This is a genomic window from Pantoea sp. SYBGC1 (genome assembly GCF_057197005.1).
The window spans coordinates 41,470-63,095 of the sequence record NZ_JBXUNM010000012.1 but is presented as its reverse complement, the minus strand read 5'-3'; the positions used below and the strand labels follow the sequence as shown (position 1 = coordinate 63,095).

General features: G+C 57.3%; 19 protein-coding genes. 17 read left to right on the top strand and 2 right to left on the bottom strand.

What is annotated here, in order from left to right:
• The first annotated feature begins 11 nt into the window (after positions 1 to 11).
• The 5 genes from relA to queE all read left to right on the top strand — a co-directional run bounded on the left by relA (position 12) and on the right by queE (position 7,203).
• Positions 12 to 2,246, top strand: coding sequence for a GTP diphosphokinase (gene relA / locus AC2CF9_RS16425; protein ID WP_039379884.1), 2,235 nt, complete (start codon positions 12 to 14; stop codon positions 2,244 to 2,246).
• Positions 2,247 to 2,327: 81 nt separating this feature from the next.
• Positions 2,328 to 3,119: a nucleoside triphosphate pyrophosphohydrolase gene (mazG, locus tag AC2CF9_RS16420; protein ID WP_150018624.1), complete on the top strand. Its 792-nt coding sequence runs from the start codon at positions 2,328 to 2,330 to the stop codon at positions 3,117 to 3,119.
• A 251-nt stretch (positions 3,120 to 3,370) separates the two neighbouring features.
• The gene (pyrG, locus tag AC2CF9_RS16415; RefSeq protein WP_094112205.1) at positions 3,371 to 5,008 is read left to right on the top strand and encodes a glutamine hydrolyzing CTP synthase; all 1,638 of its coding nucleotides are present in this window, start codon (positions 3,371 to 3,373) and stop codon (positions 5,006 to 5,008) included.
• Between the two features lie 76 nt (positions 5,009 to 5,084).
• Positions 5,085 to 6,383 (top strand): phosphopyruvate hydratase, encoded by a 1,299-nt coding sequence (gene eno / locus AC2CF9_RS16410; RefSeq protein WP_065648317.1) that lies wholly within the window; start codon positions 5,085 to 5,087, stop codon positions 6,381 to 6,383.
• A gap of 148 nt (positions 6,384 to 6,531) precedes the next feature.
• Positions 6,532 to 7,203: a 7-carboxy-7-deazaguanine synthase QueE gene (queE, locus tag AC2CF9_RS16405; RefSeq protein ID WP_039379876.1), complete on the top strand. Its 672-nt coding sequence runs from the start codon at positions 6,532 to 6,534 to the stop codon at positions 7,201 to 7,203.
• A gap of 687 nt (positions 7,204 to 7,890) precedes the next feature.
• Here queE and AC2CF9_RS16400 read toward each other — a convergent pair.
• Positions 7,891 to 8,490 carry an inorganic diphosphatase gene (locus AC2CF9_RS16400; protein WP_484557480.1) on the bottom strand — a complete coding sequence of 200 codons (600 nt, stop codon included), beginning with the start codon at positions 8,488 to 8,490 and terminating at the stop codon, positions 7,891 to 7,893.
• Positions 8,491 to 8,738: 248 nt separating this feature from the next.
• On the bottom strand, positions 8,739 to 9,101 hold the full coding sequence (queD, locus tag AC2CF9_RS16395; protein ID WP_104085513.1) for a 6-carboxytetrahydropterin synthase QueD: 363 nt from the start codon (positions 9,099 to 9,101) through the stop codon (positions 8,739 to 8,741).
• Between the two features lie 293 nt (positions 9,102 to 9,394).
• Here queD and cysJ point away from each other — a divergent pair, with 293 nt between their 5' ends.
• From cysJ to truD, 12 genes are all read left to right on the top strand, one after another.
• Positions 9,395 to 11,200, top strand: coding sequence for an NADPH-dependent assimilatory sulfite reductase flavoprotein subunit (gene cysJ, locus AC2CF9_RS16390; RefSeq protein WP_484557479.1), 1,806 nt, complete (start codon positions 9,395 to 9,397; stop codon positions 11,198 to 11,200).
• Positions 11,200 to 12,924, top strand: a complete 1,725-nt coding sequence (gene cysI / locus AC2CF9_RS16385) for an assimilatory sulfite reductase (NADPH) hemoprotein subunit (RefSeq protein WP_150018627.1) — start codon at positions 11,200 to 11,202, stop codon at positions 12,922 to 12,924. The genes cysJ and cysI overlap by 1 nt, the downstream gene beginning before the upstream one ends.
• Positions 12,921 to 13,655 carry a phosphoadenylyl-sulfate reductase gene (locus AC2CF9_RS16380; RefSeq protein WP_039379866.1) on the top strand — a complete coding sequence of 245 codons (735 nt, stop codon included), beginning with the start codon at positions 12,921 to 12,923 and terminating at the stop codon, positions 13,653 to 13,655. Before cysI ends, AC2CF9_RS16380 begins: the two co-directional genes overlap by 4 nt.
• Positions 13,656 to 13,924: 269 nt before the next feature.
• Positions 13,925 to 15,340, top strand: a complete 1,416-nt coding sequence (gene cysG, locus AC2CF9_RS16375) for a siroheme synthase CysG (RefSeq protein WP_150018628.1) — start codon at positions 13,925 to 13,927, stop codon at positions 15,338 to 15,340.
• A gap of 9 nt (positions 15,341 to 15,349) precedes the next feature.
• Entirely contained in the window at positions 15,350 to 16,258 is a 909-nt protein-coding gene (cysD, locus tag AC2CF9_RS16370) for a sulfate adenylyltransferase subunit CysD (protein ID WP_039379862.1), read from the top strand.
• A gap of 10 nt (positions 16,259 to 16,268) precedes the next feature.
• Positions 16,269 to 17,696, top strand: coding sequence for a sulfate adenylyltransferase subunit CysN (gene cysN / locus AC2CF9_RS16365; protein ID WP_484557478.1), 1,428 nt, complete (start codon positions 16,269 to 16,271; stop codon positions 17,694 to 17,696).
• Positions 17,696 to 18,301, top strand: a complete 606-nt coding sequence (gene cysC / locus AC2CF9_RS16360) for an adenylyl-sulfate kinase (protein ID WP_484557477.1) — start codon at positions 17,696 to 17,698, stop codon at positions 18,299 to 18,301. The genes cysN and cysC overlap by 1 nt, the downstream gene beginning before the upstream one ends.
• A 58-nt stretch (positions 18,302 to 18,359) precedes the next feature.
• Entirely contained in the window at positions 18,360 to 18,680 is a 321-nt protein-coding gene (locus AC2CF9_RS16355; RefSeq protein WP_150018630.1) for a DUF3561 family protein, read from the top strand.
• Positions 18,681 to 18,849: 169 nt separating this feature from the next.
• Positions 18,850 to 19,167: a cell division protein FtsB gene (gene ftsB / locus AC2CF9_RS16350; RefSeq protein ID WP_039379853.1), complete on the top strand. Its 318-nt coding sequence runs from the start codon at positions 18,850 to 18,852 to the stop codon at positions 19,165 to 19,167.
• A 4-nt stretch (positions 19,168 to 19,171) separates the two neighbouring features.
• Positions 19,172 to 19,888 carry a 2-C-methyl-D-erythritol 4-phosphate cytidylyltransferase gene (ispD, locus tag AC2CF9_RS16345; RefSeq protein WP_484557505.1) on the top strand — a complete coding sequence of 239 codons (717 nt, stop codon included), beginning with the start codon at positions 19,172 to 19,174 and terminating at the stop codon, positions 19,886 to 19,888.
• Positions 19,888 to 20,367 carry a 2-C-methyl-D-erythritol 2,4-cyclodiphosphate synthase gene (gene ispF, locus AC2CF9_RS16340; RefSeq protein ID WP_065648377.1) on the top strand — a complete coding sequence of 160 codons (480 nt, stop codon included), beginning with the start codon at positions 19,888 to 19,890 and terminating at the stop codon, positions 20,365 to 20,367. The genes ispD and ispF overlap by 1 nt, the downstream gene beginning before the upstream one ends.
• The gene (gene truD, locus AC2CF9_RS16335) at positions 20,364 to 21,407 is read left to right on the top strand and encodes a tRNA pseudouridine(13) synthase TruD (protein ID WP_484557476.1); all 1,044 of its coding nucleotides are present in this window, start codon (positions 20,364 to 20,366) and stop codon (positions 21,405 to 21,407) included. The genes ispF and truD overlap by 4 nt, the downstream gene beginning before the upstream one ends.
• The last annotated feature ends 219 nt before the right edge of the window (positions 21,408 to 21,626 follow it).

Below are 21,626 nucleotides of genomic sequence, written 5' to 3'. Positions count from 1 at the left end.
CAGGAGAGGATATGGTTGCGGTCAGAAGTGCGCATTTAAATACGGCAGGGGAGTTTGCCCTCGATCAGTGGATTGCCAGCCTGACGATTAGCAATCCCCAATCCTGTGAGCGACTGGCAGAGACCTGGCGCTACTGTGAAGCCGAAACGCGCGAGCACCCCGATCAGACTCTGCTGCTGTGGCGCGGTATTGAGATGGTGGAAATCCTCACCATGCTCAGTATGGATTGCGATAGCCTGTGCGCGGCGCTGCTGTTTCCGCTGGCCAACGCAGAGGTGGTCAGTGAGGAGAAGCTGGAGCAGGCGTTTGGCAAAGGGATTGTCTCCCTGGTGCACGGCGTACGCGACATGGATGCCATTCGCCAGCTGAAAGCGATTCATAATGACTCTATGGCTTCAGCCCAGGTGGATAATGTCCGCCGTATGCTGCTTGCGATGGTGGAAGATTTCCGCTGCGTGGTCATCAAGCTGGCCGAGCGGATTGCGCATCTGCGTGAGATGAAAGATGCGCCAGAAGATGAACGCGTGCTGGCGGCAAAAGAGAGCACGAACATCTATGCGCCGCTGGCTAACCGGCTCGGTATCGGCCAGCTGAAGTGGGAGCTCGAAGATTACTGCTTCCGCTATCTGCATCCGGATGAATATAAACGCATCGCGAAGCTGCTGCATGAACGGCGCATCGATCGTGAACAATATATCGACAACTTCGTGACCAACCTGCGTCAGGAGATGCAGAAAGAGGGCGTGCGGGCGGAAGTCTACGGGCGGCCGAAACATATCTACAGCATCTGGCGCAAGATGCAGAAAAAGTCGCTGGCGTTTGATGAGCTGTTCGACGTGCGCGCGGTGCGCATCGTGGCAGAGCGTTTGCAGGACTGCTATGGCGCACTCGGTACGGTACACACCCTCTACCGGCATCTGCCGAGCGAATTTGACGATTATGTCGCGAACCCCAAGCCCAACGGCTACCAGTCCATTCATACCGTGGTGCTGGGACCGCAGGGCAAAACCGTTGAGATTCAGATCCGCACCCGCCAGATGCATGAAGATGCCGAACTTGGCGTGGCGGCGCACTGGAAATATAAAGAGGGTCCGGGCGTCAGCAACTCGCGCGGGGCTGCCGGACACGAAGAGCGTATCGCCTGGCTGCGCAAGCTGATTACCTGGCAGGAAGAGATGGCGGATTCCGGTGAAATGCTGGAAGAGGTTCGCAGTCAGGTCTTCGACGATCGCGTTTACGTCTTTACGCCAAAAGGCGATGTGGTGGATCTGCCCGCCGGCTCCACGCCGCTCGACTTTGCCTATCACATTCACAGCGATATTGGTCATCGCTGTATCGGGGCGAAGATCAGCGGGCGCATTGTGCCTTTTACCTATCAGCTGCAGATGGGCGATCAGATCGAGATCATCACCCAGAAGCAGCCTAATCCCAGTCGTGACTGGCTCAACCCGAATCTGGGCTACATCACGACCAGCCGCGGGCGCTCCAAGGTACACGCCTGGTTCCGTAAGCAGGATCGCGATAAAAATATCGTGGCGGGCCGCCAGATCCTCGATAACGAGCTGAGCCAGCTCGATATCAGCATGCGCGAGGCGGAGAAGATCCTGCTGCCGCGCTACAACGTTGGCTCGCAGGATGAGCTGCTGGCGATGATTGGCGGCGGCGATATTCGTCTCAATCAGATGATCAACTTCCTGCAGGCAAAGCTCAATAAGCCGAGCGCTGAAGAGGAAGATCGCGAAGCGCTGCGTCAGCTGACGCAGAAGTCGCATCACGCCTCAAACGCCCGTAAAGAGAGCGGTCGCGTGGTGGTGGAGGGGGTGGGAAACCTGATGCATCACATTGCCCGCTGCTGCCAGCCTATTCCCGGCGACGATATCACCGGCTTTATTACTCAGGGACGCGGCATCTCGATTCACCGCGCCGACTGCGATCAGCTGAGTGAACTGATCTCCCATGCGCCGGAGCGTATCGTTGATGCCGTCTGGGGAGAGAGCTACTCCAGCGGCTATTCGCTGGTGGTGCGCGTTACCGCCAACGACCGCAGCGGACTGCTGCGTGATATCACGACCATACTGGCGAATGAAAAGGTCAATGTACTGGGCGTCTCCAGCCGCAGCGATACCAGAAAACAGCTGGCGACCATTGATATGGATATTGAGATCTACAACCAGCAGGTGCTGGGGCGCGTGCTGGCGCGGCTTAATCAGGTGCCGGATATTATTGACGCGCGTCGTCTGAATTAACGCGCAGCCGGCACTGGCCCGCTGCTCTTCAGGGTCGCCTTTTACGGCGGCCCTTTTTATACCGTTGTTTGAGGATTTTTCATGACTGCCCTGAACCGTCTGCTTAGCCTGATGCAAACCCTGCGCGATCCGGCGCGCGGCTGCCCGTGGGATCGCCAGCAGACCTTTGCCACTATTGCTCCCTATACGCTGGAAGAGACTTACGAAGTGCTTGACGCTATCCAGCGGGAAGACTTTACCGACCTGCGTGATGAGCTGGGCGATCTGCTGTTTCAGATTGTGTTTTATGCCCGTATGGCGGAGGAGGAGGGGCGTTTTAACTTCGACGATATCTGCAACGCAATCAGCGACAAGCTTGAACGCCGTCACCCGCATATCTTTGGCAGCGCTGAGGCTGAGAGCGCCGCAGAGGTGCTGCAGAACTGGGAAGCGATCAAACAGGATGAACGCGCGGCGAAAGCGCAGCACTCGGCGCTGGATGATATTCCGCGCGCGCTGCCGGCGCTGATGCGGGCGCATAAAATCCAGAAGCGCTGCAGCAGCGTGGGCTTTGACTGGGAGAGCCTCGGACCGGTGCTGGATAAGGTGCATGAGGAGATTGATGAAGTCATGCATGAAGCGCAGCAGGCCACTGTCGACAGCGACAAGCTGGAGGAGGAGATTGGCGATCTGCTGTTCGCAACGGTCAATCTGTCACGCCACCTCGGCAGCAAAGCGGAAATCGCGCTGCAGAAAGCCAACGACAAATTTGAACGCCGCTTTCGCCATGTGGAGCAGATTATTACCGCGCAGGGATTAAGTATGCCTGCGGCGACGCTGGAGCAGATGGAAGCGGCGTGGCAGCAGGTAAAACTGAGCGAGAACAATCACTAATCTGTCCGGCGTCATGCTGCTGTTTATTCCAGCAGTGCGCATAATTCAGCCGCTTGCGCTTACTCGATTCAGCCATCCAGCAACTTTGTGACATGCGTCAACATTTTATGTCTGGCTATCCGCTATGTTAGCCGCTGCACGGCGCGGGAGGATGGTGTGATTCATCAATTGTGGCTGGGGACGACTTCGGGTATACTGCTTTCCCGTCCTGGTTATTCCATCGTCTTTAAACCTAAACTCTCAGGTTCAGCATGACAACGAATTATATTTTTGTGACCGGCGGGGTCGTTTCCTCTCTGGGCAAAGGCATTGCCGCAGCCTCCCTCGCAGCTATCCTCGAAGCACGTGGTCTGAATGTGACCATCATGAAACTCGATCCGTATATCAACGTTGATCCGGGTACCATGAGCCCGACACAGCATGGTGAAGTATTTGTCACCGATGACGGGGCCGAAACCGATCTGGATTTAGGTCACTACGAGCGCTTCATTCGTACCAAAATGTCGCGTCGTAACAACTTTACGACCGGTCGTATCTACTCAGAAGTGCTGCGCAAAGAGCGTCGCGGCGACTATCTGGGCGCCACGATTCAGGTGATCCCTCACATTACCAATGCCATCAAAGAGCGCATCATCGAAGGTGGCGAAGGTCATGATGTCGTGCTGGTTGAGATCGGTGGCACCGTGGGCGATATCGAATCCCTGCCGTTCCTGGAAGCGATTCGCCAGATGGCGGTAGACGTGGGCCGTGAACACACCATGTATATGCACCTGACGCTGGTGCCCTATATGGCGGCAGCGGGTGAAGTGAAAACCAAGCCTACTCAGCACTCGGTTAAAGAGCTGCTGTCGATTGGTATTCAGCCAGATGTGCTGATCTGCCGCTCCGATCGCGCTGTACCTGCTAACGAGCGAGCGAAAATTGCGCTGTTCTGCAACGTGCCGGAAAAAGCGGTTATCTCGCTGAAAGATGTCGATTCCATCTATAAAATCCCGGGCCTGCTGAAGTCGCAGGGTCTGGATGACTATATCTGTAAACGCTTTAATCTGAACGCGCCGGAAGCTAACCTTGCCGAGTGGGAGCAGGTTATCTATGAAGAAGCGAATCCGGGCGGGGAAGTGACTATCGGTATGGTCGGCAAATATGTTGAGCTGCCGGACGCCTATAAGTCAGTAATTGAAGCCCTTAAGCACGGTGGTCTGAAAAACCGCGTAACCGTTAACATCAAGCTGATCGATTCACAAGATGTCGAGACGCGCGGCGTGGAGATCCTCAAAGATCTCGATGCGATTCTCATCCCCGGCGGTTTCGGCTACCGCGGCGTGGAAGGCAAGCTGATGACGGCGCAGTACGCGCGTGAAAATAACATCCCGTACCTTGGCATCTGCCTCGGCATGCAGATTGCGCTGATGGAGTTCGCACGCAATGTGGCCGGGATGGAAGGCGCCAACTCCACCGAATTTGTGCCAGACTGTAAATACCCGGTTGTCGCGCTGATCACTGAATGGCGCGATGAGCATGGCAACGTTGAGCAGCGTACTGAGCAGAGCGATCTGGGCGGCACCATGCGTCTGGGTAGCCAGCAGTGTCAGCTGACGCCGGAAAGTAAAGTGCGCCAGCTCTACGGTTCTGATGTGATTACCGAGCGCCACCGTCACCGTTATGAAGTCAACAATCTGCTGCTGAAGCCGATTGAAGCGGCGGGTCTGCATATTGCGGGCCGTTCCGGCGACGATCAACTGGTTGAGATTATTGAAATCCCGAACCATCCGTGGTTTGTGGCCTGCCAGTTCCATCCGGAGTTCACGTCGACACCGCGTGATGGTCATCCGCTGTTTGCCGGCTTTGTGAAAGCCGCGCAGGAGCACCAGAAGCGTTTAGCGAAGTAAGAGTTTACGAACAACGCGCGAACTTTTCGCGCGTTGTTTGTCTTAGGATTGACTAACTTGTACTGAGGAAAATCGAATGTCCAAAATCGTTAAAGTCATTGGTCGCGAAATCATCGACTCCCGTGGCAACCCGACTGTAGAAGCAGAAGTGCATCTGGAAGGCGGTTTCGTTGGTCTGGCGGCGGCTCCATCAGGCGCTTCTACCGGTTCACGTGAAGCACTGGAGCTGCGCGACGGTGATAAGTCTCGCTTCCTGGGCAAAGGCGTAACCAAAGCGGTTGCTGCGGTTAACGGCCCAATCGCTGACGCGGTAAAAGGCAAAGATGCCAAAGACCAGGCGAACATCGATAAGATCATGATCGAGCTGGACGGTACTGATAACAAATCCAACTTCGGTGCAAACGCCATTCTGGCTGTTTCTCTGGCCGCAGCGAAAGCTGCTGCAGCATCAAAAGGCCTGCCGCTCTACGCACACATTGCTGAGCTGAACGGCACCCCAGGCAAATACTCTATGCCGCTGCCAATGATGAACATCATCAACGGCGGTGAGCACGCGGATAACAACGTAGATATCCAGGAGTTCATGATTCAGCCTGTGGGCGCGAAAAATATCAAAGAAGCCATCCGTATGGGTTCTGAAGTATTCCACAACCTGGCTAAAGTGCTGAAAGCCAAAGGCATGAGCACGGCAGTCGGTGACGAAGGTGGCTATGCGCCAAATCTCGGCTCTAACGCGGAAGCGCTGGCCGTTATCGCTGAAGCGGTAAAAGCAGCGGGCTATGAGCTGGGTAAAGATATCACCCTGGCGATGGACTGTGCCGCATCTGAATTCTATAAAGATGGCAAATATGTTCTGGCTGGCGAAGGCAATAAAGCGTTCTCTTCCGAAGAGTTCACTCACTTCCTGGAAGATCTGACCAAACAGTACCCAATCGTTTCTATCGAAGATGGTCTCGATGAGTCTGACTGGAACGGCTTCGCTTACCAGACCAAAGTGCTGGGCGACAAAATCCAGCTGGTGGGCGACGATCTGTTTGTCACCAATACCAAAATCCTGAAGGAAGGTATTGATAAAGGCATCGCGAACTCTATCCTGATCAAATTCAACCAGATCGGCTCTCTGACCGAAACGCTGGCTGCGATCAAGATGGCGAAAGATGCGGGCTACACGGCCGTTATTTCTCACCGTTCAGGCGAGACAGAAGATGCAACTATCGCTGACCTGGCGGTAGGTACTGCAGCTGGCCAGATCAAAACCGGTTCCATGAGCCGTTCTGACCGCGTGGCTAAATACAACCAGCTGATTCGTATCGAAGAAGCGCTGGGTGAAAAAGCGCCGTTCAACGGTCTGAAAGAAGTGAAAGGCCAGGCGTAATTGCCCGCCGGTGCTGCTCTGTGCAGCACGTTTTGCCTGAAGCCCCGCCCTGTGCGGGGCTTTTTGTTTTTCAGGGCACAAAGCGGCTGTGAAGCCGCAGTAAAAATCTGCCATAATCTGCGCCCCGAATGAGAGACGTGAGTGAAAAATGTTCTACCCGATTAACGAAATGTTCCAGACGCTGCAGGGCGAAGGGTTTTATACCGGCGTGCCGGCCATCTTTATCCGCTTACAGGGATGTCCGGTGGGATGCAGCTGGTGTGATACCAAACATACCTGGGAGAAGCGCGCGGATCGGGAGACCTCACTGGGTGACATTCTGGTAAAAACCGTGGAGAGCGATGCCTGGGGAAGTGCAGACGCGGCCACGCTGATTGAGACCATCGCCCGGCAGGGCTGGAGCGCGCGCCACGTGGTGATCACCGGCGGCGAACCGGCAATTTTTGACCTGCGTCCGCTGACGGAGGGTCTGGAAGCGCACGGGTTCCAGTGTCAGATCGAGACCAGCGGCACCCATGAGGTGCACTGCTCTGCGGCAACCTGGGTTACGGTTTCACCTAAGGTGAATATGCGCGGAGGCTACGATGTGCTGCTGCAGGCGCTGACGCGCGCGGATGAGATCAAGCATCCGGTGGCGCGCGAGCGTGACGTTGAGGCGCTTGATGAGCTGCTGGCGGAGTTGCATGACGATAAACCGCGTATTGTGGCGCTGCAGCCAATCAGCCGCGGCGATGCCGCAACCCGGCTCTGTATTGAAACCTGCATCGCCCGTAACTGGCGGCTCTCCATGCAGACGCACAAGTACCTGAATATCGCCTGATTAACGGCAGGGCGCGCCATTCATGGCGCCCGTGTTGAAATCGAATATTGCCGTAGGGGCGCCATTGATGGCGCCCGTGTTGAAATTGCATATCGGCCAGGGGCGCATGAATGCGTCCCCTACGCAAATACCGGCAGGTGCGCCATTCATGGCGCCCGGATGTGAAATCGAATATAACCGTAGGGGCGCCATTGATGGCGCCCGTGTTGGAATTGCATATCGGCCAGGGGCGCATGAATGCGCCCCCTACGCAAATACCGGCAGGTGCGCCATTCATGGCGCCCGGATATGAATCGAATATTACCGCAGGGGCGCCATTGATGGCGCCCGGATGGAAATCGAATATTACCGCAGGGGCGCCATTCATGGCGCCCGTGTTGAAATCGAATATTGCCGTAGGGGCGCCATTCATGGCGCCCGTGTTGAAATCGAATATTACCGTAGGGGCGCCATTGATGGCGCCCGTGTTGGAATCGCATATTACCGCAGGGGCGCCATTGATGGCGCCCGTGTTGAAATCGAATATTGCCGTAGGGGCGCCATTTATGGCGCCCGGGTAGGAATCAAATATTACCGTAGGGGCGCCATTCATGGCGCCCGTGTTGAAATTGCATATCGGCCAGGGGCGCATGAATGCGCCCCCTGGGCAAATACCGGCAAGTGCGCCATTCATGGCGCCCGCGTCAGCTACTGCTTCGCTTTATACGCATCGAATGCCTGCTTAATCTCTGCTCTGGCCTTAGCGGCATCTTCAAAACCGTTAAGCTCGACCTTCTTACGGCCATCCGGTAACTGTTTATACACCCGGAAAAAGGCTTCCAGCCGCTGCTGCTCGATTCGCGGCAGATCGCTTATCTCTTTAATATCATCATAGGTTGGATCAATTTTGCTGGCGGGCACGGCGACAATCTTGTCATCCACCTCACCGCCATCAATCATCTTTAGCACGCCAATCGCACGCAGCTTAATCAGAGTACCAGGCTGTAACGGCGCCCGGGCGTAAAAAATTACATCCAGCGGATCGTTATCGCCACCCAGCGACTGCGTCAGCGAACCGTAGTTGGCCGGATAGGCGACCGGCATAGACTGAAAGCGGTCAGCCACGATAAACCCGGTTTTCGCATCGGTTTCATATTTGATCGTTCCGCCTGCCGGAATTTCTGTCACCGCATAAAACTCCGCCGGCATACTCTCCGGCTGGGGAAAATCAAGCACGTTTTGCGCCTGAACGGCAGCAGAGGCAGAGATAAAAAAAGCAAGCAGAGAAAGGTGTTTCACAAGGTTCATTGTTGATTCTCTTGATCTTTAACAGAGGAGACAACAACGTAGAGCGGAATTGTTACAAAGAGATGAATCAGTCGTAACGGGCTATCTGAAGATTCATACAGCTATCACAACGTTGCAGAGAACCGGATCCGTGGTGCCACGCTGCAGGAAGGCGGCAACCGCGTTCATCCCCAAAGACCTACATGAGTAAGCAATTGGGATGGAGAAGGGCAGCCAGCGCGCCTGCAGCGTGGAGGAGGCCGGACTGGTCAGCCGCGGTAGACGCAGCCTGCCGTACAGGTCTCTTTGATCATAACCGCGCTCAGCACCGGCAGTACCGGCTTAAGCTCATCCCAGATCCATTTCGCCAGCACTTCACTGGTGGGATTCTCCAGACCCGGAATATCGTTCAGGTAGTGATGATCCAGTCGCTCATAAAGCGGACTGAAAATCGCTTTCAGTTCAGCAAAATCCATGACCCAGCCGGTATACGCATCCACTTCACCGGTTATTTCCAGTCGCACCAGAAAGGAGTGGCCGTGCAGACGACCGCATTTGTGCCCTTCAGGCACGTGAGGTAAGCGGTGAGCCGCTTCAAACTGGAACTCTTTAAACAGCGTGGTAGACATAATGACTCTCAGACGGAAAAACCGCTGAAGTCTACCTGAAAAGCAGATTTTTCGCACCCGTGAGGGTGCAAAAGCGCATTTAACGCTATCCGCTCCCGCGTCTGGAGATAAAACCCATATTTAACAAAGGGATAATTTACCACTTTTGGCGGTTAGTGATACCCGAAAAACCGCTTAGTCATTTTGGTTATTTAATATGTCGAACCCTTATTTAATCGTTAATATACAGCTCGGTAACCTACCTCCTCTTCCACCGCTTCTCGGTCCGGACTTCTGACACTGGAATTTTTAACGCGATGACGACTCAGGCACCCCCAGGCTCCATGCTGCCGCTCTCTCCGGAGCAACTTGCGCGCTTACAGGCGGCGACCACGGAATTTAATACGACTCAGCTTGCCTGGCTTTCGGGCTACTTCTGGGGCATGGTCAACCAGACCCCTGGCGCGGTGGCGACACCTGCTGCTCCGCCAGCGGAAATCCCGGGCGTCACGCTGATTTCAGCCTCGCAAACCGGCAACGCGCGTCGCCTGGCAGAACAGCTGCGAGATGATCTGCTGGCAGCGAAGCTGAACGTGAATCTGGTTAACGCCGGCGACTATAAGTTCAAGCAGATTGGCCAGGAAAAGCTGCTGGTCATCGTCACCTCAACCCAGGGCGAAGGGGAACCACCGGAAGAGGCGGTTGCGCTGCATAAATTCCTGCTGTCGAAGAAAGCACCGAAAATGGATGGCGCGGCGTTTGCCGTGTTTGGTCTTGGCGACACCTCTTACGAATTTTTCAGCCAGGCGGGCAAAGATTTCGATAGCCGTCTGGCCGAGCTGGGCGCAGAGCGCCTGCTGGATCGCGTCGATGCGGACGTTGAATATAGCGAGCTGGCCAGCGCCTGGCGCCTGCAGCTGACCGATCTGCTGAAAGCGCGCGTGCCGGTCGCCCCTGCGGCGCAGATAGCAGCCAGCAGCGCCGGCAGCGTCAACCTGGTTGACAGCAGCCCTTATACGAAAGAGCTGCCGCTCACCGCCAGCTTTGCGCTGAATCAGAAAATCACCGGCCGCCTCTCTGATAAAGATGTGCGTCACATTGAGATCGATCTCGGTGATTCCGGCCTGCGTTATCAGCCGGGTGACGCGCTGGGCGTCTGGTATGAGAATGATGCAGAGCTGGTAGAGGAGCTGCTGCAGCTGGTGTGGCTGAAAGGCGATGAGCAGGTGACGGTGCAGGGCAAAACGCTGCCGCTGGCTGAAGCGCTGCAGACGCAGTTTGAACTCACGGTCAACACGCCGCAGATAGTGGAGCGCTATGCTGCGCTGTCGCGCAATGAGGCGCTGCTGGCGCTGACGGAAGATAAGCAGAAGCTGCAGAGCTATGCCCAGAGCTTCCCGATTGTGGATATGGTGCGCCAGGCTCCCACCGAACTGAATGCTGAGCAGCTGACAGGATTACTGCGCCCGCTGACGCCGCGCCTTTACTCAATCGCCTCCTCCCAGGCGGAGAGCGAAAGTGAGGTGCATATTACGGTGGGCGCGGTGCGGTATGAAATCGATGGCCGTCAGCGCGGCGGCGGTGCTTCCACCTGGCTTGCCGATCGTCTGGAAGAAGAGGGCGCCATTCGCGTCTTTATCGAACACAATGATAACTTCCGCCTGCCGGCCAATCCGGATACACCGGTAATTATGATTGGTCCGGGCACCGGCATTGCGCCGTTCCGCGCCTTTATGCAGCAGCGTGACAATGACGGCGCTGAAGGTAAAAACTGGCTGTTTTTCGGCAACCCGCACTTCACCGAAGATTTTCTCTATCAGGTAGAGTGGCAGAAGTATGTTAAGCAGGGGCTGCTGACGAATATCGATCTCGCCTGGTCGCGCGATCAGGCTGAGAAAGTCTATGTACAGGATAAGATCCGGGCGAAAGGCGCAGAAGTGTGGCGCTGGATCGAAGAGGGCGCTCACCTTTACGTTTGCGGCGATGCGAATCGCATGGCGAAAGATGTAGAGCAGGCATTACTGGATGTGGTGGTCGAACACGGCGGCATGGATCGTGAAACGGCTGATGAATTTTTAAGTGAGCTGCGCATTGAGCGCCGCTATCAGCGAGACGTTTACTAATGAGCGAAAAACACCCTGGACCGCTGGTGGTTGAAGGTAAACTTTCTGACGCCGAGCGTCTGAAAAAAGAGAGCAACTATCTGCGTGGCACCATCTTAGACGATCTCGACGATGGCCTGACCGGTGGGTTCACCGGCGATAACTTCCTGCTGATCCGCTTTCACGGCATGTATCAGCAGGACGATCGCGATATTCGCGCCGAGCGCGCTGAGCAGAAGCTGGAGCCGCGTCACGCCATGATGCTGCGCTGCCGTCTGCCGGGCGGCATCATTACCCCGACGCAGTGGCTGGCGATTGATAAGTTTGCCGCTGAAAAAACGCTTTATGGCAGCATCCGCCTGACTAACCGGCAGACGTTTCAGTTTCACGGCATTCTGAAAAAGAACGTGAAGCCAACGCATCAGATGCTGCATGAAGTGGGACTCGATGCGCTGGCGACCGCCAATGACGTCAACCGCAACGTACTCTGCACCTCAAACCCGGTGGAGTCTGAGCTGCATCAGGAAGCTTACGAGTGGGCGAAAAAGCTCTCTGAGCACCTGCTGCCGCAGACCCGCGCTTATGCGGAGATCTGGTGGGATAAGGAAAAAGTTGCGACCACAGATAAAGAGCCGATTCTTGGCGAAACCTATCTGCCGCGCAAGTTTAAAACCACCGTGGTGGTGCCGCCGCACAATGATGTCGATCTGCATGCTAACGATCTTAACTTCATTGCGATCGCTGAGCACGGCAAGCTGATAGGTTTCAATGTGCTGGTAGGGGGAGGCCTCTCTATCGAGCATGGTAATAAAGCGACCTACGCCCGTACCGCCAGTGAGTTTGGTTTCCTGCCGGTGGAGAAGATCCTCGATGTGGCGGCCGCGGTAGTGACCACGCAGCGCGACTGGGGTAATCGTACCGATCGCAAAAACGCCAAAACCAAATATACCCTTGAGCGGGTGGGCGTTGAGACGTTTAAAGCGGAAGTGGAAAAGCGTGCCGGTCTGACTTTCGCGCCGGCGCGTCCATATGAGTTCACCACCCGCGGCGATCGTATCGGCTGGGTTAAAGGCATCGACAACAAGTGGCACCTGACGCTGTTTATCGAAAATGGCCGCCTGCTTGATTACCCGGGCCGTCCGCTGAAAAGCGGCATTGCTGAAATCGCCAGAGTACACCAGGGTGATTTCCGCCTCACCGCTAACCAGAACCTGATTGTGGCTGGGGTGCCGGAGGCGCAGAAAGCGCAGATTGAAGCGATCGCCCGCGAGCACGGCCTGATGGAGAGCGTAACGCCGCAGCGTGAAAACTCGATGGCCTGCGTAGCGTTTCCGACCTGTCCGCTGGCGATGGCAGAAGCGGAGCGCTTCCTGCCATCCTTTGTCACCAAAGTCGAAGAGATCATGCATCGACACGGCGTGGGCGAAGAGCATATCGTTCTGCGCGTAACCGGCTGCCCGAACGGCTGCGGTCGTGCGCTGCTGGCGGAGCTGGGGCTGGTTGGCAAAGCGCCGGGTCGCTACAACCTGCATCTCGGCGGGAACCGCGTGGGTACGCGCATTCCGCGTATGTATCGCGAAAATATCACCGAGAGCGAAATTCTGGCCACGATTGATGAACTGGTGGCGCGCTGGGCAAACGAGCGCGAGGCCGGTGAAGGTTTTGGTGACTTCACGATCCGCACCGGTATCGTTAAAGCGGTGCTGGATCCGGCTCGTGACTTCTGGGACGCGGAGGCTGTATGACCCTGCCCGATCTCGCCGTACTCAACAGCGGCAGCAAAGTTGACCGTATTATGGCGCTGGCTGAAAGCAACGTGCAGCTGGAGAAACTCTCTGCTGAAGCGCGCGTCAGCTGGGCGCTGGAACAGCTGCCGGGAGCCTTTGTGCTCTCATCCAGTTTTGGGATCCAGGCGGCGGTGCTGCTGCATATGGTGACGCAGCAGCGGCCGGATATTCCGGTGATCCTCACTGACACCGGCTATCTGTTCCCGGAAACCTATCGCTTTATCGATGAGTTAACGGCAAAGCTCAACCTTAACCTGCAGATTTTCCGCGCGGAAACCTCGCCCGCATGGCAGGAAGCGCGCTACGGCAAACTGTGGGAGCAGGGGGTGGACGGCATTGAGCAGTATAACCAGCTCAATAAAGTGGAACCGATGAACCGGGCGCTGAGCACGCTGGGTGCTCAGACCTGGTTTGCCGGACTGCGGCGCGATCAGTCAGGCAGCCGTGCCAGCCTGCCGGTGCTGGCGGTACAGCGCGGTGTCTTTAAGATCCTGCCCATTATCGACTGGGATAACCGGCAGGTGCATCAGTACCTGAAACAGCACGGTCTGAGCTACCACCCGCTGTGGGATGAGGGCTACCTCTCGGTGGGTGATACCCATACCACGCGAAAATGGGAACCGGGCATGGCAGAAGAAGAGACGCGCTTCTTCGGCCTCAAGCGCGAGTGCGGTTTGCACGAAGGCTGACCACCATCCACAGGGCGAATTTTCGCCCTGTTTTTTTGTTTCTCTCTCACGCACCTCTGTTAATTCCTAAAGTGATGCCCGGCTGGCCGCAGCCGGAATCGTGCTGCCTGAAAAAAGCGTTATAAAATCAGTTCTTAAGCAGAAAAACGCATCAGCTTTGCCAGTGCTATATTCCATTTGGTAACTACTCATGCGAAATCGTAATTTCATCTGGCGGAATAGCGCGACGTATAGTCGCGATAACTTATTGTAAAACTAGCAAGGTTATCGTGGATTATCTGCCCCTCTTTGCCGATCTCAGACAGCGTCCGGTGCTGGTTGTCGGCGGTGGTGAAATCGCTGCCCGTAAAATTGAACTGCTGCGCCGGGCTGGCGCGCGCATCCTGGTGGCCGCCCGCGAGCTGGGGCATGAACTGCAGGCGCTGGAGGCAGAACAGGCCGTAGAGTGGATAGCCCGCAGTTTTGAGCCGGCTCAGCTTGACGGCGTATTTCTGGTCATTGCCGCCACCGACGATAACGCACTTAATTCGCAGGTATTTGACGCCGCCAACGCGCGTCACAAGCTGGTTAACGTGGTGGATGACCAGCCTAAATGCAGCTTTATCTTCCCTTCTATTGTTGACCGCTCACCGCTGGTGGTTGCGATCTCATCCAGCGGCACCGCGCCGGTACTGGCGCGGCTGCTGCGGGAGAAAATCGAAGCGCTGCTGCCGGCAAACCTGGGTCAGATGGCCGCGCTGGCAGGAGAGTGGCGCGACAAAGTCAAACAGCGCTATCGCAAAATGTCCGATCGCCGCCGCTTCTGGGAGCGCGCCTTTAACGGCCTGTTTGCCAGTCAGATGGCGGCAGGCAACGTCAGCGCCGCGCGTCAGACGCTCGATTGCGAACTGGAACATATCAGCGATAACCAGGGTGAAATTGCGCTGGTCGGCGCGGGGCCTGGCGACAGCGGTCTGCTGACGCTGCGCGGTCTGCAGGTGATGCAGCTGGCTGATGTGGTGCTGTATGACCATCTGGTCAGTGATGAGGTGCTGGATCTGGTGCGGCGCGATGCCGATCGTATCTGCGTCGGAAAACGCGCCGGTGCCCACTCGGTGCCGCAGGAAGAGACGAACCAGCTGCTGGTATCCCTGGCGCTGCAGGGTAAGCGCGTGGTGCGTCTGAAAGGCGGCGATCCCTTTATCTTTGGCCGCGGCGGCGAAGAGCTGCAGGCGGCTAAAGCGGCAGGCATTCCGTTCCAGGTGGTGCCGGGTATTACTGCCGCCGCAGGCGCGACCGCCTATGCCGGTATTCCGCTGACGCACCGCGATTATGCGCAGAGCGTGATGTTTATTACCGGCCACTGCCGCGCCGACGGCGATGGCATCGACTGGCCATCCCTCGCGCGTGCGCGCCAGACGCTGGCTATCTATATGGGCACCGTAAAAGCAGCGGAAATTGCCGCCGGTCTGATTGACCACGGCCGCGATCCGCTGACGCCCGTAGCGGTGATTGGCCGCGGCACGCGTCAGGATCAGCAGGTGCTGACCGGAACCCTGAATCAACTTGAGGTGCTGGCAGCCGCCGCGCCGACGCCTGCGCTGTTAGTGATTGGCGAAGTGGTGAACTTGCACGGGCAATTAGCCTGGTTTCAACATTCTGCACAGCAGGGGGCTCGCGAGTCCGCCGTTGTCAATTTGGCTTGAGGAAAAACTATGGACCAAAATCGTCTTACTCATCTGCGTCAGCTGGAAGCAGAGAGTATCCATATCATCCGCGAGGTGGCGGCCGAGTTCAGCAATCCGGTGATGATGTACTCCATCGGCAAAGACTCCTCGGTAATGCTTCATCTGGCGCGTAAAGCATTCTTCCCGGGAACGCTGCCGTTTCCTCTGCTGCACGTTGATACCGGCTGGAAATTCCGCGAAATGTATGAGTTTCGCGACCGTACGGTGAAAAACATGGGCGCCGAGCTGCTGGTGCATCGTAATCCGGAAGGCGTGGCAATGGGGATCAACCCGTTTGTGCATGGCAGCGCCAAACATACCGATATTATGAAGACAGAAGGGCTGAAGCAGGCGCTGAACAAATACGGTTTTGATGCCGCCTTTGGTGGCGCGCGCCGTGATGAAGAGAAATCACGCGCGAAAGAGCGCATCTACTCTTTCCGCGATCGCTTTCATCGCTGGGATCCAAAAAATCAGCGCCCTGAGCTGTGGCACAACTACAACGGCCAGATTAACAAGGGCGAAAGCATTCGCGTCTTTCCGCTCTCTAACTGGACCGAACTCGATATCTGGCAATACATCTTCCTGGAAAACATCGAAATCGTACCGCTCTACCTGGCCGCGCCGCGCCCGGTACTGGAGCGCGACGGCATGCTGATGATGATCGATGACGATCGTATCAACCTGCAGCCAGGTGAAGAGATCACCGAGCGCATGGTGCGTTTCCGTACGCTGGGCTGCTGGCCGCTGACCGGCGCCGTGGAGTCTGAAGCGCAGACGCTGCCGGAGATTATCGAAGAGATGCTGGTCTCCACCACCAGCGAACGCCAGGGACGCATGATTGACCGCGACCAGGCGGGCTCGATGGAACTGAAAAAACGCCAGGGTTATTTCTAAGGAGACGCAGATGAATACCGTTATTGCACAACAGATTGCCGAGCAGGGTGGCGTAGAAGCCTGGCTGACGGCGCAACAACATAAGAGCCTGCTGCGTTTCCTGACCTGCGGCAGCGTAGATGATGGCAAGAGCACCCTGATTGGCCGCCTGCTGCACGATACGCGACAGATTTATGAAGATCAGCTCTCCTCTCTGCATAACGACAGCAAACGTCACGGTACTCAGGGTGAAAAACTCGATCTGGCGCTGCTGGTGGATGGCCTGCAGGCGGAGCGCGAGCAGGGCATCACTATCGATGTCGCCTATCGCTACTTCTCGACGGAAAAACGCAAATTTATTATCGCGGATACCCCGGGACACGAGCAGTACACCCGCAATATGGCCACCGGCGCCTCAACCTGCGATCTGGCTATTCTGCTGATCGACGCGCGCAAAGGCGTACTGGATCAGACGCGGCGCCATAGCTTTATCTCAACGCTGCTGGGCATCAAACATCTGGTGGTGGCGATCAACAAAATGGATCTGGTGGAGTATCGCCAGGAGACATTTGAGCAGATCAAACAGGATTACCTCGACTTCGCGGCTCAGCTGCCGGGCGATCTGGATATTCGTTTTGTACCCATGTCCGCGCTGGAAGGGGACAATGTCGCTACCCCGAGCACGACTATGCCGTGGTATAGCGGTCCGACGCTGCTGGACGTACTGGAAACGGTTGAGCTGAAGCGCGTCGTCGATCACCAGCCCATGCGTTTCCCGGTACAGTATGTTAACCGTCCTAATCTCGACTTTCGCGGCTATGCCGGAACGCTGGCGTCCGGCACAGTACGGCCGGGAGATCGGGTAAAAGTCCTGCCTTCTGGCGTGGAGTCCACTATCGCACGTATCGTGACCTTCGATGGTGATCTGCCGGAAGCCGCGGCGGGGGAGGCGATTACGCTGGTGCTGAACGATGAGATCGATATCAGCCGCGGCGACCTGCTGGTTGCTGCCGATGCCGAACTGCAGGCGGTACAGTCTGCTACGGTTGACGTGGTCTGGATGGCGGAGCAGCCGCTGCAGCCGGGTCAGAGCTATGAAATCAAAATCGCGGGCAAAAAAGCGCGCGGCCGGGTGGAAAAAATCCTGCATCAGGTGGAAATTAACACCCTGGCAACGCACACCGCTGACAGCCTGCCGCTGAACGGTATCGGGCTGGTGGAGATCACTTTTGATGAACCGATGGTGCTGGATCCTTATCAGCAAAACCCGGTGACCGGCGGCATGATTTTCATTGACCGGCTGAGCAACGTCACCGTGGGTGCCGGTATGATTAATCAGCCGCAGAGTGCAGCACCTGCTACCGCAGGTAACTTTAGCGCCTTTGAGCTGGAGCTAAACGCGCTGGTGCGTCGTCACTTCCCGCACTGGAACGCGCGCGATCTGCTGGGCGGTGCGTAATGGCGCAGCATGATGAAAACGTGGTGTGGCACGACCATCCGGTCACCCGGGCGGCGCGTGAGCAGCAGCATGGTCATCAGGGCGTAGTGCTGTGGTTTACCGGGCTCTCCGGCTCGGGTAAATCCACCGTGGCAGGTGCGCTGGAGCAGGCGCTGCATCAGCTTGGCGTCAGCACTTACCTGCTGGACGGTGACAACGTGCGCCACGGTCTGTGCCGCGATCTCGGCTTCAGCGATGACGATCGCCGGGAGAATATCCGGCGCGTGGGTGAAGTGGCCCGACTGATGGTCGATGCCGGACTGGTGGTGCTTACCGCTTTCATCTCGCCGCACCGGGCTGAGCGGCAGACGGTGCGCGATCTGCTGGGCGAGGGGGAGTTTATCGAGGTCTTTGTCGATACACCGCTGGCGGTGTGTGAAGCGCGCGATCCGAAAGGGTTATATAAAAAAGCGCGCGCCGGTGAACTGCGCAATTTTACCGGTATCGACAGCGCGTATGAGGCGCCCGAAGCCGCTGATATCACGCTGGATGGCGAACAATTGGTTACAAAACTCGCGGCCCAATTGTTAGACCTGCTGCGCCACCGCGATATCATCAGATCCTGAACCGACGCGGCAAACGCCTTCTCCGGGTTTGCCGCATTTTAGCGTCAACAGGATCTCTATGCAGAACGTCACTCCCATGCTCGCACGCAAAGACGACAGCTTGCCTGAAGAGCCGCGCTCCTCATTACCGGGCGGCGTCATTGGCTTTTTTGCCTACTGGTGCGCGCTGGCCATCCCCTTTCTGCTCTATGGCTCCAGTACGCTGTTCTTTTTTCTCTATACCTGGCCTTTTTTCCTCGCGCTGCTGCCGGTATCGGTGCTGGCCGGCATCGCGCTGAGCCTGATAATGCGTGGACACCTTTTCTGGTGCGCCCTGGCGACCAGTCTGCTGGTCATCTGCCTGTTCTGGCTGCTGTTCTCCTGTCTGTCCGGATGGTAAGCGCAGAGATGTGCAAACGCATCCGCTGGTTACAAAAGTTTGCCTGCTGTTTTTCGTGCCCGCCTGCTATAAATAATCCGGATAAATCTGCTTACGCGCCATTTTCGCTGCCGCAGTGGAGTCCGGACTCAAGTTATGGGATGATTGGGCCGTTTTTCAGGGGGCGGGGATGGGAAAACTGACGTTACTGCTGCTCGCGCTACTGGGATGGTTGCAATATTCCCTGTGGCTGGGCAAGAACGGTATCCATGATTACACACGCGTCAGCGAAGACGTGGTGTCACAACAGGCGAATAACGCCAAACTCAAAGCGCGAAACGATCAGCTGTTTGCCGAAATTGACGATCTCAATGGCGGTTCAGAGGCGATTGAGGAGCGCGCACGCAGCGAGCTGGGTATGATTAAACCCGGCGAGACTTTCTATCGCCTGGTGGCAGACCAGAACAAACGTAATGCGCAGCAGTCTGCGCAAAATCAGCAACGATAACAACATGACTCACCACTCTCACGCTGCGGATGTGATTGCCGTCGTGCCGGCTGCCGGTGTCGGCAGCCGCATGCAGGCGGCGTTTCCCAAGCAATATCTCACTATTGGTACCATGACGCTGCTTGAACACAGCGTGGCGCGCCTGCTGGCTAACGCCGCGGTGCAGCAAGTGATTGTCGCCGTCAGCGCTGACGACGGCTGGTTCGATTCGCTGCCGCTGGCGCGCGATCCGCGAATAGTGCGGGTCACCGGCGGCGCAACCCGGGCCGAGTCAGTGCTGGCAGGCCTGCAGCACATCAGAGAGAGCGCATGGGTGCTGGTGCATGACGCCGCGCGCCCATGCCTTCATGCTGACGACCTGGCACGGCTGCTAGCCGTGCGGGAGTACAGCAGAACCGGCGCCATTCTGGCAGCACCGGTACGCGATACCATGAAGCGCGCTGAGCCGGGCAAAACGGCGGTGGCACATACGGTAGAGCGTGACGATCTCTGGCACGCGCTGACGCCACAGTTTTTCCCGCATACGCTGCTGACCGCCTGTCTGAGCCGGGCGCTCAGCGAAGGCGCTACGATCACAGATGAGGCGTCAGCGCTGGAGTATTGCGGCTATCATCCGCAGCTGATTAGCGGGCGCAGCGACAACATCAAGGTCACACGGCCGGAAGATCTGGCGCTGGCGGCCTTTTACCTTACTCAGATTCAACGACAGGAGAACGCATAATGCGTATCGGTCACGGCTTCGACGTTCACGCTTTTGGCGGTGAAGGTCCACTGGTGATTGGCGGGGTGCGTATCCCGTTCGAGCACGGTTTTATTGCCCACTCCGACGGCGACGTTGCGCTGCATGCGCTGACCGATGCGCTGCTGGGCGCGGTGGCGATGGGCGATATCGGTAAACTTTTTCCGGATACCGATCCGGCGTTTAAAGGCGCTGACAGCCGCGGCTTGCTGCGCGAAGCGTGGCGCCGTATTCAGGCGAAAGGCTACGTCATTGGCAACGTTGACGTTACGATTATCGCACAGGCGCCTAAAATGCTGCCGCACGTGCCGCAGATGCGCGTCAATATTGCCGAAGATCTGGGCTGCCACATGGATGCGGTTAACGTGAAGGCCACCACCACCGAAAAGCTCGGCTTTACCGGACGCGGTGAAGGTATTGCCTGCGAGGCAGTGGCTCTGCTGGTAAAGGCTGACGCATGAGTGAGCTGCACTATCTGCACGGCGTGCCTGCTGCCACCGGCATAATTAAAGCGCGTCCGGATGATTTTGTGGTGATCGAAGATCTCGGTTATCCCTATGACGGCGACGGCGAGCAGCTGCTGGTACGCATCCGCAAAACGGGCTGCAACACGCGTTTTGTTGCTGAAGCCCTGGCGAAATATCTGGGCGTGCCGGCGCGCGACCTGAGCTATGCCGGCATGAAAGATCGCCACGCCGTGACTGAACAGACGCTCTGTTTCCGCCTGCCGGGTAATGCCATGCCGGTAATGAGCGGCTTCCAGCTTGAAGGGGTTGAGATCCTGCAGGTGATCCGGCACAGGCGTAAGCTGCGTACCGGCGCGCTGGCGGGAAACGCCTTTCGGCTGGTGATCCGCGACGTGTCCGATCGCGCCGACGTTGACGCGCGCCTGCAGCAGATTCAGGCGCAGGGCGTTCCCAACTATTTTGGCGAGCAGCGCTTTGGCCGCGGCGGGAATAACCTGCAGCAGGCGCAGCGCTGGGCAGAAGAGCAGTTTCATCCGCGCGATCGGAATATGAAAGGCCTGCTGCTGTCAGCCGCGCGCAGCCATCTGTTTAATCAGGTGACCAGCGCACGTCTGCAGCGCGACGGCTCACTGCAGCTGGCGCAGGCAGGCGATGCATTGCAGCTCGCCGGACGCGGCAGCTGGTTTGTCGCCGCTGCCGATGAGCTGCCAGCGCTGCAGCAGCGCGTGACCGCGCATGAGCTGCGTATCACGGCACCGCTGGCGGGACGCGGTGAGGCGGGCACGCAGGGGGAGGTTGCCGCATTCGAGCAGCAGCAGCTGGCGCAATCGCCGGCGCTGCTGACGCTGCTGACGCGTGAACGGGTTGATGCCGCCCGCCGCGCAATGCTGGTGGTGCCGGATAATCTGCAGTGGCAGTGGCAGGATGACGCCACGCTGGCCCTGCAGTTCTGGCTGCCCGCCGGCAGCTTCGCCACCAGCCTGGTGCGCGAGCTGCTGAGCAACGGCGCTGCGGCACCGCTCGGCGACGAGTAGCGCTGACGCCTGGCGCGTTAATTCACCCGGCCGCTGGCCGGGTTCTGACCACGGCAGAGACAAACCCTGCCTCTGTCACGATTTACGTCTACCACTTCCCGCGCCTCATCGCTAGAATGCACCTATCCCTGTCTCACCGGCCGCTGGCGTCACTACGCCCGATTTTTTGCAAGCCGGCACCGGCTGGCGGGGACCGGTGAATGAACAAAGGTCAGAAAC